The sequence below is a fragment of the Mesorhizobium sangaii genome (assembly GCF_014207355.1).
Classification (GTDB): domain Bacteria; phylum Pseudomonadota; class Alphaproteobacteria; order Rhizobiales; family Rhizobiaceae; genus Mesorhizobium; species Mesorhizobium sangaii.
The window spans coordinates 76,633-91,471 of sequence record NZ_JACHEF010000003.1; the positions used below are offsets into that span (position 1 = coordinate 76,633).

Genomic DNA, 14,839 nt, shown 5'->3' on the forward strand with positions numbered 1-14,839 from the left:
GTCGGGACCGATCGATCTCCGCTGGTGGTCCTGCGACCTTGTTTTCCGCCGCGCTTGCGGGCAAAGGTCATGGCATGTCGCTGCGCCTCGCCACCTTCAATGTCGAGAACCTGATGAACAGGTTCGATTTTTCCGGCTATCGCAACCAGCTCAACGAGGATCGCACGCTGGCGCTGTTCGATATCCAGAGCGAAGCGGAATACAAGATGCTGGAGCAGGCGCGCGCCATCGCCCAGTCAGACGATACGCGCCAGCTGACGGCGCTGGCGATCGCGGCCACCCGCGCCGACATCATCTGCATGCAGGAGGTCGACAATATCGAGGCGCTGAAGGCCTTCGAATACGGCTATCTGTTCAAGATGGTCGGGCAGGGCTACCGGCAGAAATACACCACATCGGGCAATGATTCGCGCGGCATCGACGTCGCCGTGATGATGCGCAACGAAACCGCTCAGGGCCAGCCGATCGAATTCGTGCGCATGACCAGCCATGCCTACGTCACCTTCGAACAGTTCGGGCTGCACACGCCGGAGCTCGAGGCACTCGGCAACCAGGCCAATGAGCGCATCTTCCGGCGCGACTGCCTGGAAGTCGACGTGACCGTGGGCGGGGTGCCGCTGACGCTTTATCTGGTGCACTTCAAGTCGATGGGCTCGCCGCGCAACGGGCTCGACGGACGCGAAGCGACGATGCCGGTGCGCATCGCCGAGGCTCACGCCGTGCGCCGGATCATCGAGGAGCGTTTCGGCAAGGACCACGCCGCTGATAAGCGCTGGGCAATCTGCGGCGACATGAATGATTACCGGCAGCGCGTGAAGATCGCCGGCGACGCGATCGACGGCCACCGCTTCGAGGTGGTCAACGAGAGCCAGTCAAGCATCAACGTGCTGACGGAAGGCGGTTTCTGCGAAAACGTCGTCGAGCGGCGGCCGGAGATGAACCGCTGGAGTTTTTACCACACGCGCGGACCGGAAGAACGGCATCTGTGCCAGCTCGACTACATCCTGTTGTCGAAAGGGCTCGCCGCCAGCAACGCGACGGCCGTTCCCGACATCATCCGCAACGGCCAGCCCTGGCGTACGATTTTCCCGCCCGGCCAGGAGGTCGACCGGTTTCCGCGCGCCGGCTGGGACCGGCCGAAGGCATCCGATCATTGCCCAGTGGCGATCACCTTGGACATGACCTAGGCTGTGTCGATATTCAGGTGATGCCGGCCTGCAAACAGCGGTTTTCTGCGCTTCCGGTGCTCACGGACCTGAATGTCCGCTCCGCTCCGGTTCTCGAAACCCGCCGTTTTCGGCACGGCCTGACCTGAATCTCAACACACCTGGAGCAAAATGAGTTTCGACCTGCCGCGCAATGTCATCCTGCCGGTCGATGCCGTCGACGTCCGGCTCGATCCCAGTCCGCACCCGTTCGCACTGGATAATGCGGAGGCAATCGTCGAGAACTGGCAGCGCGAGGTGGCAGCCAAGCCGGCGCTGTTCGACGGCACTGTGGTGCTGCTGTCGCAACTCACCTATCGCGACAACCGTCTCGTCGGCCGCTGCTATGCGGTCAACTACTCCACCTTCATGCTTTGGCGTAAGCGGCGCGAGAATTCGGGCGCCGAACATGCCTATGCCCATGCCGTGCTGGTGGCCGGCGACAATGCGCTGGTGGCGATCCGCATGGGCTCGCACACGGTCAATGCCGGGCGCGTCTATTTCGCCGCCGGCTCGTTCGAGCCCATCGACTTTCGCGACGGCCAGGTCGACGTCGATTTCAACATGATCCGCGAGGTGCGCGAGGAGACCGGTCTGGATCTGTCGGACGCGCCACGCGGCAAGCGCTACCACGTCCTGTCGACGGCCAGCGGCACGGTGATCTTCCGCCGCTATCGCGAGACTGCTCCGGCCGACGAGATTGCCCGGCGAATCTCAGCCTTCGTCGCCACCGAGACCGAGCCGGAGATCGAGGGACCGGTCATCATCCGCCACGCCGCCGACCTGCCGGACGGATTGGCGGCGCATATGAAGCCGCTGGTCGAGTGGCATTTTGCGAGCGTGGATTAACGGCGCGTCTTGTCCTGCGCCGCCTTGCGATCGTTGCGGGCGGCGACGAAGAACAAGATAAATCCGAGACCCAGCAAGCCGCCCATCGCCATTCCCATGGTCTGTCCGACGACTGCCTGGAAATCGGCGGTGACGCGATCGGGATTGGCCATGCCGAAGCGGGCGAGATACCACCAGATGCCTGCAAGGACTGCTTCGATGATGACCATCGCCAAGATTAGTCGTGCCTTCTTGCTCATGCGTTGTTCGCCCCCGACCAGAGATATCTTGCTTTAGGGCCCGGAGATCGCCGAGTCGATCGAATCTGCTTCGAAACGAGGTCGATTTGGAAGCGATGGCGGCGGGCACGCGGCATTGCGCCGGATCTCCTGTTGCATGCCGCCAATCCGTCTGCTAAATACTGAACCACATGGTTCAGTATTTCCGACCCCCTCTCGATGCCTCGTTCGCCGCGCTCTCGGACACCACCCGACGCGGCGTTCTGGAGCAGCTCGGACGTTCCGATGCTTCGATCACGGAGCTTGCCGAGAAGTTCCACATGACCCTCACGGGTATGAAGAAGCATGTCGGCGTCTTGGAGCAGGCGGGGCTCGTCACCACGGAGAAGGTCGGGCGCGTGCGGACCTGCAAGCTCGGCCTGCGCCGACTGGAGGAAGAGGCGGCATGGATCGAGAGGTACCGCCAGCTCTGGGACGCACGCTTCGACGAGTTGGACAAGGTTGTCGAGGAATTGAAACGGAAGGAGAAAGCCGATGGACGCAAGAAGAGAAAGTGAGCCCACCCCGATGAATAGCCGCACGACGATCGAACGGAAGTCCGAGCGAGAGCTCGTCGTTACGCGAACGTTCAATGGCCCGGCGCGCATCGTTTACGAGGCGTGGACCAAGCCCGAGCTGTTCATGCGGTGGTGGGCGCCGAAGTCGATGGGCATGTTCCTGCGTTCCTGCGAGATGGATGTTCGCACCGGTGGCACGTACCGTCTGGTGTTCGGCCACGATGCCTCAAACTCTGACGAGTTCTTCGGCAGGTATATCGAAGTGATACCGCACTCGCGCATCGTCTGGACCAATGACGAAGGTGGTGACGTTGGACCCGTCACCACGGTGACCTTCGAGGAAAAGGGTGGCAAGACGCTGCTGGTCCTGCACGAACTCTATCCCTCGAAGGAAGCTCTCGACGCTGCCGGGACCGGGGCGGCGGATGCGATGGGCGAGCAGTTCGAGCAACTGGACGAGCTACTCGTCACCCTGGGCGCGAACTTGGGAGGGTCATGAAGTCGTCGGCCTCGCGGTCGGCGGCCTGGGATCTTAACGACGCGGAAGAGAACCCCCGGCGAGATCGCCGTGGGGGGAGCTGGCCTGGGCTCACTCGTGCCGCAGCGCTTCGATCGGGTCGAGCCTGGCACCGCGCAGCGCCGGGAAGAAGCCGAACACCATGCCGATCAGCGCCGAAAAACCGACGGCTAGCAGGATGACCGCCGGGCTTGGCGCGAAGGGGATGGTCAGCGCCACCGAGGCGAGGCCGGCCAGCGCCAGGCCGATCAGGATGCCGATGATGCCGCCGAGCAGCGACAGCACCGTCGCCTCGACCAGGAACTGGATGAGGATGTGCTTTTCATGCGCGCCGATGGCAAGCCGGATGCCGATCTCGCGCGTGCGCTCGGTGACCGAGACCAGCATGATGTTCATGATGCCGATGCCGCCGACCAGCAGGCTGACGCCGGCAACCGCGCCCAGCATGCCGGTCATGGTGGTGGTGGCGCTGGCCATGGCGTCGGCGATCTGGGTCATGTCGCGGATGGCGAAATCGCTCTCGCGGTCGGGGGTGACGCGTCGCGCGTCGCGCAAGATGTCCTCGACGCGCGGCTGCAGTTCGCTGGTCGGTGTCCTGTCGTCGGCGGCGATGTAGATGTTGTCGATGTCGCGGTTGCCGGCGATGCGGCGCTGATAGGCGTGCAACGGCATCAGCACCACATTGTCCTGGTCCTGGCCGAAGCCGGTATAGCCCTTGGGCTCGAGCAGGCCGATGATCTTGCAGGAAGTGCGGTTGACGCGGATGATCTCGCCCTCGGGGTCGCCGGTGCCGAAGAATTGCTGGCGCACCGTCTCGCCGATCAGGCAGACGCCGGTGCCGGAGCGGGTTTCGGAATCGCTGAACGGACGGCCGGACACCAGCTTCCAGTCGCGCGCGTCGAGGTAGGCGCTGTCGGTGCCGGTGACGCCCGATGTCAGGCTCTCGGTGCCGAAGATGACGCGGACCTGCTTTTGCGAGGCCGGCGAAATGGCGCGCGCGCCGGTCAGATGCGCGACCAGCGCCGCGAGGTCCTTTTCGGCCAGCGGACGGACCACCTGGTCGAGCCCGCCCGGACCGCCGGGTCCGGCCGGGCGGCCGGAGCGGACGACCAGCAGGTTGCTGCCGAGCTTTGAAATGTCGGCCTTGACTTTTTCGGTGGTGCCGGAGCCGATGGTGAGCATGGCAATGACGGCCGCAACGCCAATGACGATGCCGAGCAATGTCAGGAACGAGCGCAGCACGTTGCGGCGGATCGAGCGGAGCGAGAGGCGGACGGTTTCCCAGATCATGGTTTAGGCCACCTCGAGATTCTTGGAATCGGAAGCGACGTGGCCGTCGAGGAAGCGAATGGTGCGCTCGGCATAGCCGGCGACGTCGGCCTCGTGCGTGACCATGGCGATGGTCAGGCCAAGCTCGGTGTTGAGCTGCGTCAGCAACTCCATGATCTCGTGCGTGCGCGCGGTGTCGAGATTGCCGGTCGGCTCGTCGGCGACGAGCAGCGTCGGCCTTGTGACGATGGCGCGCGCGATCGCCACGCGCTGCTGCTGGCCGCCGGACAGTTCGGCCGGTGAATGGTGCTCGCGGCCGACCAGGCCGACCTGGGACAACGCCTGCATGGCAAGGTCGCGGCGCTCGCGTGCAGCAACGCCGCGATAGATCAGCGGCAGTTCGACATTTTCCGCTGCCGTAGTGCGGGCCAACAGATTGTAGCCCTGGAAGACGAAACCGACATAAAGGTTGCGCAGCATGGCGCGGCGGTTGCGGTCGAGCCGGCCGGCATCGATGCCCATGAACGAATAGGTGCCGGCCGTCGGCGTGTCGAGGCAGCCGATGATGTTCATCGCCGTCGACTTGCCGGAGCCGGACGGACCCATGATGGCAACGAATTCGCCGCGCTGGATTGCAAGATCGACGCCGGCCAGCGCATGGACCTTGGCCTCGCCCTGGCCATAGCTCTTCCAGACCTTGTCGAAGGTGATGAGGGGAGCGCCGGCAGCCACGGCCTCAGCTCCGCTGCTGCGATGCGGTGATGACCTCAGCGCCTTCCTTGAGGCCCGAGGTGATCTCGGTCAGTTCGCCATCGGTTGAGCCGATCTTGACACTGACCGGATGCGGCCGCCCGTTCTCGAGCACATAGAGCGTGCGCGAGCCGTCGGTTGGCGCTGTCACGGCCTGGCGCTGGCGGTTGCCGCCGGGGCGACCCATGCGGCCGGTGAACAGGTCGCTCAGGCTCCAGCCGCGGGCCGCCTGCTGTGCCGGGCGATAACGGAAGGCCGTGGCAGGCACGGTGAGCACGTCCTTGGCCTGCCGGGTGACGACCGAAACGGTTGCGGTCATGCCGGGCCGCAGCAACAGCTCATTGTTGTCGACCTCAAGCCGCGCATTGTAGGTGACGACGCCGTCAGTGGTGACCGAGGCATAGGAAATGTCGCGGATCTCGGCGTCGAACGGCCGGTCCGGGAAGGCATCGACGGTGAAACGGGCATGCTGGCCGGTCTTGACCGCGCCGATGTCGGCCTCGTCGACCGCCGCGACCAGTTCCATGTTCCTCAGATCGGCGGCGATGATGAACAGCACCGGCGCCTGCAGCGAGGAGGCAACCGTCTGGCCGGGGTCGACCGAGCGCGTCAGCACGATGCCGTCGATCGGCGCATAGATGGTGCTGTTGGCGAGGTCGGTCTGCTGTGATTTCAGATCGGCATTGGCGATGGCGAGATTGGCCTGAGCGCTGTCGAGCGCCGCCTTGGAGCGGTCGCGCGTCGCGGCCGCCGCCTCCAGCGACTGGTCGGTCGCCATGCCGCGCTTGGTCAATGCCGCCGCGCGGACAAGCGCCTTTTCGTTCTCGGCGAGTGTCACCGTGGCGTCCTCGACATTGGCGGCCGCGCCCTTGGCGGATGCCTCGGCTCGCTCGATCTGGACCTGCAGCTTGGCGGTGTCGAGGGCGGCCAGCACGTCGCCCTTCTTGACCTGCTGGTTCTCCTCCACGGACACCGAGCGGACGATGCCGGAGAGCTGGCTGGAAATATCGACCTGGGTAAGCGGCTGCAGCGTGCCGGTCGCTGACACCTCGACGGTGAGATCGGCCTTGGCGGCGGGCACGGTGGTGTAGTCAATCTTGGCGGGCGAGCCGGCATACCACTGATAGGCGCCAAGCCCGGCGGCAAGCACGATCAACGTCAGCAGCGCATAGAGCCAGCCACGGCGGCGCGTCTTGCGCAGACCTTGTCTGTCGAGCCCGAGCGCCGTCTCGATGGCGGAATCCGATTCCGTCTTTGGCAGATTGACAATCTGGTCCACGTTGGACCCCTATGATGCGCAATGTCCCTATCTTTCCACAGATCAGGGTTGCGGGTTCAAATATCAAATTAAATTTCGCCCATGTTGGGATTGAGGCAGGAATGCAAACCCGGAATTACTTGCTTTACGATGTGTTTACGACCAAGCGACTGGCCGGCAACCCGCTGGCCGTGGTGTTGGATTGCAAAGGTCTGGACACGGCCGCGATGCAGGCCATCGCGCGCGAGTTCAACCTGTCCGAAACGGTCTTTGTGCTGCCGCCGGACAACCCCAAGCACCGAAACCGCATCCGGATCTTCACCCCCGACTATGAAATGCCGTTCGCCGGCCACCCGACGGTGGGTTCGGCGATCGCGCTGGCCGAATTGGCAGAAGAGGGCGCCGGCATCTTCGTGCTGGAAGAAAACATCGGTCCGGTGCGTTGCGCCGTCAGCAAGCATGATGGCAACACTTTCGCCGAGTTCGATCTGGCGAAGCTGCCGGAGCCGCTGAAGCTCGAAGCCGACCCGGAAGCGATCGGTGCGGCCCTTGGGTTGGCGCCGCATGAGATCGGCTTCGAGAATCACCGCGTCGCGTTCTGGTCGGCGGGCGTGCCCTATGTGACCATCCCGGTTGCCAATCTCGAAGCGGCGGGCCGAATCCGGCTGGACAACCAGGCGTGGTCGGAACTGGCGCCGCGCAAGAGCGAGTGGGCCTTTGCCAGCCCCTACGTCTATTGCCGCGAGACGGTGAACCACGAAAGCGCATTCCATGTCCGCATGATCGTGCCGGGTACGCCGTCCTATGAGGATCCGGCAACCGGCTCGGCGGCGGCCGCCTTTGCCGGCGCCATCATGCATTTCGATGGCCCGACCGATGGTGTTTCGCAGCTGTGGATAGAGCAGGGGCTGGAGATGGGCCGGCCGTCGCGCATCCGCCTCGAACTGACCGTACAAGGCGGAAAATTGGCCTCGGCGCGTATCGGTGGCAACGCGGTCAAGGTCGCCGAAGGCAGACTGTTCGTTTGATCGCAAGCAGGCCCTTCGAGCCTGTTCCATCCCGATAAAATCGGGATGGGGTTCGGTCTTTTTGTATGAGCATGATCTCTTCCGAAAACCGGATTCCACTTTTCGGGATCATGCTCCAGGCGATTTGTCGGGAAATGATTCCGGCAGGGCTGGACAGGACCGATGGTGGCGGCTATATGCCCGCCAACGCCGGTTTTTGCCGGCCGAGTGGGTGCGTAGCTCAGTTGGTAGAGCAGCTGACTCTTAATCAGCGGGTCCACAGTTCAATCCTGTGCGCACCCACCAAATTCTTCAAAGACTTGGTGGAAAAGACCTGAAAACGAGACGCGTTGACGCGTCTCGGGCATGCGCCGGTTATGGTGCGGTCTTCTCAAGACTGGCTTTGAACCTGGCCCTCATGGCAAGTTGACCGGCGGCGCCCTCAACACCAACCGGCGTGGCATCAAAGGCTGCGATTGCCGCGCCGAAAAATGCGGTTCAGAAACCTGCCGAGCCGAAATGCGATGCCGTTGTCCGTACTTTGATGGCCATCGGCATCAATGCTGGCCTTGCCGCCTGAAAAATCACTGATGAGCCACCAGAAGAAAACCAGGAAAACTGCGAGAATCGCGGTGTCGATCGGGCCGTAACTTGAATATCCTTTACGACGAAGCACAACTGCAAGCAGCACGGCGATAGTCACAGCAGCGGCAGCAGGATGAAGCTTTTTCATCCAACAGACCTATTCGAGAATCGCTACGATAGAAAGATACCGCCCTTGCTGTGAAGACTGGGGCTTGTCCGCTCGATGCGGGAAGTCGGCGTTTACTTCTCCGACACTCCAGCTTCCGCAAAACTTGCCATGCGAGCATGGCACTCCAACGCCGAGCGGACGATGTTGACGGCGAGGCAGGCGCCGGAGCCTTCGCCGAGCCGCATACCGAGATCGAGCAGCGGCGGCAGGCCGAGCGCTTCGAGCAAGCCGCGATGGCCCGATTCGGCCGAGACGTGTGCAGCGATCGTGTGGGCGAGGCCGGCCGGATGCAGCCTTGCCAGCGGGGCCGCGGCGGCGGTGCAGACGAAGCCGTCGAGCAGTACGGGTACGCCCAAATGGCGGGCGGCGAGCGTGGCGCCGAAGATGGCGGCGAGTTCGCGCCCGCCGAGTGCCGCGGCAACGCCCAGCGGATCGGTAAGGGCGGCGGCATGGCGCTTCAGGCCGGCTTCGATGGCGACCACCTTGCGCTTGAGGCCAGCGTCGTCGACGCCGGTGCCGCGGCCGGTCCATTTTTCGGCACCGCCGCCGAACAGGGCCGCTGAAATGGCGGCGGCCGGCGTGGTGTTGCCGATGCCCATTTCGCCGAAGCAGACAAGGTCGAGGTCTTTCGTCACCGCGTCATAGCCGGCCGACACGGCGGCGAGAAACGCCTTCTCATCCATCGCCGGCCCTTGCGTGAAGTCGCCCGTGGGATTGTCGAGATCGAGCGGGATGACATCGAGTTCGGCGCCGGCGATGCGGGCGAGCTGGTTGATGGCGGCACCGCCGCCGGCGAAATTCGCCACCATCTGCACGGTGACTTCGGAAGGATATGCCGACACGCCTTGCGCGGTGACGCCATGGTTGCCGGCGAAGACGAAGACCTTCACCCGATCAAGCCTTGGCATGTCTCGACCTTGCCAGCGCGCCAGCCATGCTGCGATTGTTTCCAACCGGCCGAGGCTGCCTTGCGGTTTGGTCAGAGTGTCCTGGCGGCGGGCGACCGCATTTGCGGCTGTATCGCTGCCGGCGGGCAGGTCGAGGCAGGCGGCGCGAAGTTCATCGAGTGATTTGAAGGGCATGGGGGCAAAGTCTCCGAAAGGGAATCAGGCCAAGGGGAAATCAGGAGAGGGCTACGGAAGCGACGAGCAGCACGGCGATTTCGCTCAACTGCTGCAAGGCGCCGATCGTGTCGCCGGTCTGGCCATCGATCTGGTTGAGGCAAACGGCGCGGAAGGCGGCAAACAGCAGGCCAAGCATGACAAGCGCGACAATGGCGCCGCCAAGCCCGAGCAAAAGCAGAGGTATCGCGCCGAGGACGGCACCGGCGATGGCGGTTTCGAACGAGACGGTACCGGCATCCGCCGAGAGACCATCGGATCGGGCCGGGGGCAAAAGGTGCATGAAGACGCCCAGCACGCCGCGCGAGGCGGCATGTGCGGCCACGAGCGCGAAGAGAGCCTGGGTGGGTTCTGTGAATTCCTGCAGTGCGCTCCAGCGGATCAGCAGCGACAGAGCGAGTGCTGCGGCACCGTAGGTGCCGATGCGGCTGTCGCGCATGATGTCCAGCTTGCGGCCGCGCGATTTGCCGCCACCAAAGCCGTCGGCGACATCGGAGAGCCCATCCTCATGCAGGCAGCCGGTGGTGAACAGGGTTGCCACAAGGGCAAGGGCCGCCGCCGGGCCCATGGCGAGGCCAAACCGTTCCGCCGTGGCGAAGACGATGGCACCGATCAGACCGACGACAAGGCCGGCAAACGGGGCGGCCCAGATCGCGGCGGCAAGGCTGCGGCCGCGAAAGTCGAAGACGGGCAGCGGCAGCCGGGTGAAGAAGACCAGGCAAAGCGCGATATCGCTGGGGATTTGCCGGGGCGAACGGCTGAAGCTCTGGAATTTGAGTCGGATTTCTTCCCAAAACCGGTTGCCATTTTTCGGGATCATGCTCTAGCCCCTCGCAATGGCGTGGAAGAAGGTGCCGCTGACATGGCCGCGCCGGTAACCCGAGGCGCCGATGGGGTTGCCCTGGCCGTCAGCGAGGTCGGCCAGCGGCTCGTCATTGCCGGTCGCGATCATCTGCGCATAGTGGAATTCGTGGCCGCGGATCAGCGCGCCTTGCGCGCCCAACGGACAATCGGCGCGCAGCCGCGCCTCGCGATAGCCGAGATTCATCCTGCGTTTGGCGAAGCTGGTGGAATGGCCGAGCAGGCCGAGCATTCCGTGTGTTTCGCCCGACGCGTCCTCCAGCGCTTCGCCAAGCACCATGAAGCCACCGCACTCGCCATGGATGGGCTTCGTCGCGGCGAATCTTGTCATTCCGGCGCGGAAATTCGTGGCGGCGGCGAGATTGCCAGCATGGAGTTCCGGATAGCCGCCGGGCAGCCAGCAGACATCGCAGCCTTCGTGGGGTGCCTCGTCGGCGAGCGGCGAGAACGGGACGATCTCGGCGCCGGCCTTGCGCCAATAGGCCGCCACATGCGGATAGAGGAAGGTGAAAGCGGCATCTTCAGCCAGTGCAATGCGCTGACCGGGCGGCGATAGCGCGTCGTCAAAGCCGCCGGGCGCCGGGGTGAGGGGGGTCGCCAAGGCCATGATGACATCGAGATCGAGTGACTTTTCCGCCATGTCGGCCAGCCGGTCGAGATGCGCCATCAGGTCGTCATATTCGCCGGCCTGGACGAGGCCGAGGTGGCGCTCCGGCAGGTTCAGTGTGGGATCACGCAGGATGGCGCCGACGACAGGCAGGCCGATCGCCTCGATGGCGTCGCCGGAGAGACGGCGGTGGCGCTCGCTGCCCAGCCGGTTGAGCACGACGCCGGCCATGCGCACATCCGGATCGTAAGTGGCAAACCCCTTGGCGACAGCGGCCGCCGTGGTCGACTGGCCGGAAACGTCGAGCACCAGCAGCACCGGTAAGCCGTAGAGGCGGGCGAGATCGGCCGCCGAGCCGGTGCGGCCGGGAGCCGCCGGAATGCCGTCGAACAGGCCCATGGCGCTTTCGAGGATGACGAAATCTGTGTCATCGGCCGCTTGCGCGGCCAGTGCGTTGAGCAGCGATGGCGGCATCGCCCAGCTGTCGAGATTGACCCCGGACAGACCGGTGGCTGCGGTGTGGAAGCCGGGATCGATATAGTCGGGGCCGGACTTGGCGCCGCGCACTTTCAAGCCCCGCCGGGTCAGCGCGCGCAGGATGCCGATGGTGACGCTAGTCTTGCCCGAGCCGGAGCGCGGTGCGCCGATGATGATGGCGCGGGCGGTCACTGGTTGCCCGCCAGTGCCGCGCGCATGGCGACGATGCCGCCAACCACGATCAGCGCCGGCGAGGTCAGCCCGGCGGCGGCGGCTTCCTCGGCAATGGTGGCGAGCGTGGCGACGACGGTCTGTTCCCGCGGCGTTGTCGCGGCAACGATCACTGCCGCCGGCGTCGACGGCGCCAGCCCGCCGTCGAGCAGTGCTGCGGCGATGAGGGGCAGATTAGCCATGCCCATATAGACCACTACGGGCTGGCCGGTGCGGGCGATTGCGCCCCAGTCGATATCGTCATCGGAACCTGCGGCATGGCCGGTCGCCAGAATTACCGCCTTGTTAATGCCGCGCATGGTGGCGGGGATGCCGGTCGCGGCCAGCGCGCTCAGCCCCGACGTCAGGCCGGGCAGGACGCGGAACGGGATATGCTCTCGCGCCAGCGCCAAGGCTTCTTCGCCGCCACGGCCGAAAATATAGGGATCGCCGCCCTTCAGCCTGACGACGCGGCGACCTTCGCGCGCCAGCCGGACCAGCAGGGCGGTGATGTCGTCCTGCTTCATCGACGGTTTTCCGCCGCGCTTGCCGGCGAAGAAAAGCTCGGCGTTTGCGGCAACGGCGACGACATCGGAGGAGACCAGCGCGTCGTAGACCAGCGCATCCGCCTCGGCCAAGGCCGCCAGCACTTCCAGGGTCAGGCAACCTGGGTCGCCTGGGCCGGCGCCGGCCAGCCAGACATGGCCGGGCTCTAGCCGGCGCGGCTTGAAATTCAGCCGTGACAACGCCTGTTCCAGCGTGGCGTTCTCGCCCTTGTTCCTGGTGCTGCCGCTCACAATCCGTCCCGTCCGCGAAAACGCCGCTGGTAATGGGCGTCGTATAATGAACTCTCGCCAAAGCCTTCCGCCGCCAGCGAACGGCCAACGAAGATGATCGCCGTGCGCTCCATCGGATCGGCAGCGAGTTGTGCCTCGATTGTTTCCAGCGTGCCAGTCAGCACGCGCTCGTCCGGCCAGGAGGCGCGGAAGACGATCGCCACCGGGCAATCCCCACCATAGTACGGCGTCAGCTCGGCGACGACGCGGTCAATGGCGTGGATGGCAAGGTGAATGGCGAGCGTGGCGCCGGTGCGGCCGAAACCAGCCAGCGTTTCTCCGGGCGGCATCTTCGAGGCACGGCCGAAGATGCGGGTCAGCACCAGGCTTTGCGCGATTTCCGGAATGGTCAGCTCGCGGCGAAGTGCTGCGGCCGCGGCGGCGAATGAGGGGACGCCCGGCGTCAGCGTGTAGGGAATGCCGTGCTTCTCCAGCCGCCGGATCTGCTCGGCGACAGCGCTCCACACCGACAGGTCGCCGGAATGCAGACGGGCGACATCATGACCGGCCTTGTGGGCCTCCAGATACGCGGCCTCGATCTCGTCGAGCGACATCGGCGCGGTGTCGATCAGTTTTGTCCCAGGCGCACAGTGCTGCAGCAATTCGGGCGCGACGATCGAACCAGCATGCAGGCAGACCGGGCAGCTTGCCAGCAACCTGGCGCCACGCAGCGTGATGAGATCGGCGGCGCCTGGACCGGCACCGATGAAATGCACGGTCATGGCCCAACTCCGCTGATGGCGATGGCGCAGGTGACCGGGCCGAGCACTGTACGGGCTCCGAGGAGCCTCGCGCCCCTGCCGGCGACGGCAAGCGCGGATGCTTCGGAAACCGATGGCGTGCCGGCCAATTCCTGCGAGAGAACGGAATGGCTAAGCGTGGCTGATGAGACTGCCTCGATCGCGGCCGTGTCGGCGACGACGATCGGAAGATTGAGTTGGTGCCCGGCAGCGAAAATAGCCTTTTCGTCCTGCTTCAGGGGAGCGGTCGCCAAGGCGGACAACGCCGTCATCGTCAGTCCGTGCGTCTCCAGCGCGGCTTCTATCGCCGCGAGCACGTCCTCGACGCTCACGCCTTTTCGGCTGCCGATGCCTGCGATCATCATGGCTTCACCCAATTCCATTGGGTGACCGGCATGGCCGGCCGCCAGGCCTGCATCGAGCCGACCGGCGACGCGCGGGATATGTTTATGCGGGTAAGGTCGCCGCCAAGCGAGACGTGACGGGCGAGAAGCAGGGTTTCCATCTCCAGCGTCACCCCGTTAGCGACGAGACGGCCGCCGGCGCGCAAGGCCTTGATGGCAGCGTTCAACACGCCGGTATCGCTGCCGCCGCCGCCGATGAAAATCGCGTCCGGCGTGTCCAGCCTGGCGAGCGCCTTGGGTGCACTGCCCTCCACCACGATCAGGCCGGGAACGCCACAGGCGGCGGCGTTGCGGCCAATGCGGGCGGCGCGGATCGGGTCGGCCTCGATGGCGATAGCACGCATCGAGGGATGGGCGAGCATCCATTCGATGCCGATGGAGCCGGCGCCGGCGCCGATGTCCCACAGCAACTCGCCGCGCCGCGGCGCCAGCGCCGACAGGGTGATGGCACGGATTTCGCGCTTGGTGATCTGGCCGTCATGGTCGAACAGATGATCGGCAAGGCCAACCGTGAGCGGCAGGATGCGTGCATCAGGTCCTGATTCAACGTCGATCGCCAAAACATTGAGCGGATTGATGTTTTCGAGGTCGAAGGCATCGGCACGGGCCGAGCGCAGGTTTTCGTTAGGACCGCCCAGCGCCTCCAGCACCGTCAGCCGCGATGCGCCGAAGTCGAGTTCGACGAGCAGGCGCGCGATTGCAGCCGGTGCTGCGGCATCCGACGTCAGCGCCAGGATGCGGGCGTTCGGCTGCAGCAGCGGCCGGATCAGGTCGAGGGGTCGGCCATGCAGCGACACGGTGTCGATATCCGGCAGCGGCCAGCCAAGGCGGGCCGCTGCCAGCGAAACGGCTGATGGTGCCGGGATGACATGCATCTCCTGCGCCTTCACCTTGCGGGCGAGCGTGGCGCCAACCCCATGGAAGAACGGATCGCCGGAGGCGAGCACGCAGACGTTTCTGCCGGCAAGCGCCAGCACGTCGACCATCTCGGCGTCGAACGGCACTGGCCAGGGGCGCGCCTCGCCCTTGGCGAAAGAGGCGACAAGGGCAAGGTGGCGCTTACCGCCGAAGATGATCTCCGCCTTGGCGATCAGCTGCTTGGCCTCGTCGCCGAGACCCGCTAAACCGTCCTCGCCGATGCCGACGACTGTGAGCCATCTTGAGTTGAGCTTGGCGTCGCGCGGACCTTCAGCAGGCAT

General features: G+C 64.9%; 17 protein-coding genes and 1 tRNA gene. 6 read left to right on the forward strand and 12 right to left on the reverse strand.

What is annotated here, in order from left to right; all coding sequences use genetic code 11:
* Nucleotides 1–74: 74 nt before the first annotated feature.
* Both HNQ71_RS15400 and HNQ71_RS15405 read left to right on the forward strand, forming a co-directional pair.
* The gene (locus HNQ71_RS15400) at nt 75–1,187 is read left to right on the forward strand and encodes an endonuclease/exonuclease/phosphatase family protein (RefSeq protein ID WP_184873434.1); all 1,113 of its coding nucleotides are present in this window, start codon (nt 75–77) and stop codon (nt 1,185–1,187) included.
* 150 nt (nt 1,188–1,337) lie between these two features.
* Complete coding sequence (locus tag HNQ71_RS15405; protein WP_184873435.1) at nt 1,338–2,054, forward strand: hypothetical protein; 717 nt, start codon at nt 1,338–1,340, stop codon at nt 2,052–2,054.
* On the opposite strand, the gene HNQ71_RS15410 is transcribed toward HNQ71_RS15405, so the two are convergent.
* Nucleotides 2,051–2,293 carry a hypothetical protein gene (locus HNQ71_RS15410; protein ID WP_184873436.1) on the reverse strand — a complete coding sequence of 81 codons (243 nt, stop codon included), beginning with the start codon at nt 2,291–2,293 and terminating at the stop codon, nt 2,051–2,053. The two genes, HNQ71_RS15405 and HNQ71_RS15410, sit on opposite strands and share 4 nt — an antisense overlap.
* Before the next feature lie 170 nt (nt 2,294–2,463).
* On the opposite strand from HNQ71_RS15410, the gene HNQ71_RS15415 reads away from it, so the two are divergent.
* Together HNQ71_RS15415 and HNQ71_RS15420 are read left to right on the forward strand one after the other, a co-directional pair.
* Nucleotides 2,464–2,829 (forward strand): ArsR/SmtB family transcription factor, encoded by a 366-nt coding sequence (locus HNQ71_RS15415; protein ID WP_184873437.1) that lies wholly within the window; start codon nt 2,464–2,466, stop codon nt 2,827–2,829.
* Complete coding sequence (locus HNQ71_RS15420; protein ID WP_210333934.1) at nt 2,807–3,328, forward strand: SRPBCC family protein; 522 nt, start codon at nt 2,807–2,809, stop codon at nt 3,326–3,328. The genes HNQ71_RS15415 and HNQ71_RS15420 overlap by 23 nt, the downstream gene beginning before the upstream one ends.
* A gap of 90 nt (nt 3,329–3,418) precedes the next feature.
* Here HNQ71_RS15420 and HNQ71_RS15425 read toward each other — a convergent pair whose 3' ends face one another.
* From HNQ71_RS15425 to HNQ71_RS15435, 3 genes are read right to left on the reverse strand one after another with little or no spacing between them, the layout of a single operon-like run.
* Nucleotides 3,419–4,636 carry an ABC transporter permease gene (locus tag HNQ71_RS15425; protein WP_184873438.1) on the reverse strand — a complete coding sequence of 406 codons (1,218 nt, stop codon included), beginning with the start codon at nt 4,634–4,636 and terminating at the stop codon, nt 3,419–3,421.
* A gap of 3 nt (nt 4,637–4,639) precedes the next feature.
* Complete coding sequence (locus HNQ71_RS15430) at nt 4,640–5,347, reverse strand: ATP-binding cassette domain-containing protein (protein ID WP_184873439.1); 708 nt, start codon at nt 5,345–5,347, stop codon at nt 4,640–4,642.
* Between the two features lie 4 nt (nt 5,348–5,351).
* Nucleotides 5,352–6,644, reverse strand: coding sequence for an efflux RND transporter periplasmic adaptor subunit (locus HNQ71_RS15435; protein ID WP_184873440.1), 1,293 nt, complete (start codon nt 6,642–6,644; stop codon nt 5,352–5,354).
* 101 nt (nt 6,645–6,745) lie between these two features.
* On the opposite strand from HNQ71_RS15435, the gene HNQ71_RS15440 reads away from it, so the two are divergent.
* Both HNQ71_RS15440 and HNQ71_RS15445 read left to right on the forward strand, forming a co-directional pair.
* Nucleotides 6,746–7,651, forward strand: a complete 906-nt coding sequence (locus HNQ71_RS15440) for a PhzF family phenazine biosynthesis protein (RefSeq protein ID WP_184873441.1) — start codon at nt 6,746–6,748, stop codon at nt 7,649–7,651.
* A gap of 209 nt (nt 7,652–7,860) precedes the next feature.
* Nucleotides 7,861–7,936: transfer RNA gene (locus tag HNQ71_RS15445), tRNA-Lys, on the forward strand.
* 157 nt (nt 7,937–8,093) lie between these two features.
* Here the strand turns inward: HNQ71_RS15445 and HNQ71_RS15450 are convergent.
* From HNQ71_RS15450 to cbiE, 8 genes are all read right to left on the reverse strand, one after another.
* Nucleotides 8,094–8,363, reverse strand: coding sequence for a hypothetical protein (locus HNQ71_RS15450; RefSeq protein ID WP_184873442.1), 270 nt, complete (start codon nt 8,361–8,363; stop codon nt 8,094–8,096).
* 92 nt (nt 8,364–8,455) lie between these two features.
* Nucleotides 8,456–9,466 (reverse strand): nicotinate-nucleotide--dimethylbenzimidazole phosphoribosyltransferase, encoded by a 1,011-nt coding sequence (gene cobT, locus HNQ71_RS15455; protein ID WP_184873443.1) that lies wholly within the window; start codon nt 9,464–9,466, stop codon nt 8,456–8,458.
* A gap of 40 nt (nt 9,467–9,506) precedes the next feature.
* Nucleotides 9,507–10,325, reverse strand: coding sequence for an adenosylcobinamide-GDP ribazoletransferase (gene cobS / locus HNQ71_RS15460; RefSeq protein WP_184873444.1), 819 nt, complete (start codon nt 10,323–10,325; stop codon nt 9,507–9,509).
* Nucleotides 10,326–10,328: 3 nt separating this feature from the next.
* The gene (locus HNQ71_RS15465) at nt 10,329–11,642 is read right to left on the reverse strand and encodes a cobyrinic acid a,c-diamide synthase CobB (protein WP_184873445.1); all 1,314 of its coding nucleotides are present in this window, start codon (nt 11,640–11,642) and stop codon (nt 10,329–10,331) included.
* Nucleotides 11,639–12,457, reverse strand: a complete 819-nt coding sequence (cobA, locus tag HNQ71_RS15470) for a uroporphyrinogen-III C-methyltransferase (RefSeq protein WP_184873446.1) — start codon at nt 12,455–12,457, stop codon at nt 11,639–11,641. The genes HNQ71_RS15465 and cobA overlap by 4 nt, the downstream gene beginning before the upstream one ends.
* A complete protein-coding gene (gene cobM, locus HNQ71_RS15475; protein ID WP_184873447.1) occupies nt 12,454–13,218 on the reverse strand; it encodes a precorrin-4 C(11)-methyltransferase in 765 nt (254 codons plus the stop codon). The genes cobA and cobM overlap by 4 nt, the downstream gene beginning before the upstream one ends.
* Nucleotides 13,215–13,601, reverse strand: coding sequence for a cobalamin biosynthesis protein (locus HNQ71_RS15480; protein WP_184873448.1), 387 nt, complete (start codon nt 13,599–13,601; stop codon nt 13,215–13,217). Before HNQ71_RS15480 ends, cobM begins: the two co-directional genes overlap by 4 nt.
* On the reverse strand, nt 13,598–14,839 hold the full coding sequence (gene cbiE / locus HNQ71_RS15485) for a precorrin-6y C5,15-methyltransferase (decarboxylating) subunit CbiE (RefSeq protein ID WP_184873449.1): 1,242 nt from the start codon (nt 14,837–14,839) through the stop codon (nt 13,598–13,600). Before cbiE ends, HNQ71_RS15480 begins: the two co-directional genes overlap by 4 nt.

Coding starts and splice junctions, on each gene's coding strand:
- cobT (WP_184873443.1), bottom strand. CDS start 9,466: ATGCCCTTCAAATCACTCGATGAACTTCGCGCCGCCTGCCTCGACCTG.
- cbiE (WP_184873449.1), bottom strand. CDS start 14,839: ATGCCTGCTGAAGGTCCGCGCGACGCCAAGCTCAACTCAAGATGGCTC.
- HNQ71_RS15440 (WP_184873441.1), top strand. CDS start 6,746: ATGCAAACCCGGAATTACTTGCTTTACGATGTGTTTACGACCAAGCGA.
- cobS (WP_184873444.1), bottom strand. CDS start 10,325: ATGATCCCGAAAAATGGCAACCGGTTTTGGGAAGAAATCCGACTCAAA.
- HNQ71_RS15420 (WP_210333934.1), top strand. CDS start 2,807: ATGGACGCAAGAAGAGAAAGTGAGCCCACCCCGATGAATAGCCGCACG.
- HNQ71_RS15400 (WP_184873434.1), top strand. CDS start 75: ATGTCGCTGCGCCTCGCCACCTTCAATGTCGAGAACCTGATGAACAGG.
- HNQ71_RS15410 (WP_184873436.1), bottom strand. CDS start 2,293: ATGAGCAAGAAGGCACGACTAATCTTGGCGATGGTCATCATCGAAGCA.
- HNQ71_RS15480 (WP_184873448.1), bottom strand. CDS start 13,601: ATGATGATCGCAGGCATCGGCAGCCGAAAAGGCGTGAGCGTCGAGGAC.
- HNQ71_RS15450 (WP_184873442.1), bottom strand. CDS start 8,363: ATGAAAAAGCTTCATCCTGCTGCCGCTGCTGTGACTATCGCCGTGCTG.
- HNQ71_RS15425 (WP_184873438.1), bottom strand. CDS start 4,636: ATGATCTGGGAAACCGTCCGCCTCTCGCTCCGCTCGATCCGCCGCAAC.
- HNQ71_RS15405 (WP_184873435.1), top strand. CDS start 1,338: ATGAGTTTCGACCTGCCGCGCAATGTCATCCTGCCGGTCGATGCCGTC.
- HNQ71_RS15415 (WP_184873437.1), top strand. CDS start 2,464: ATGGTTCAGTATTTCCGACCCCCTCTCGATGCCTCGTTCGCCGCGCTC.
- cobM (WP_184873447.1), bottom strand. CDS start 13,218: ATGACCGTGCATTTCATCGGTGCCGGTCCAGGCGCCGCCGATCTCATC.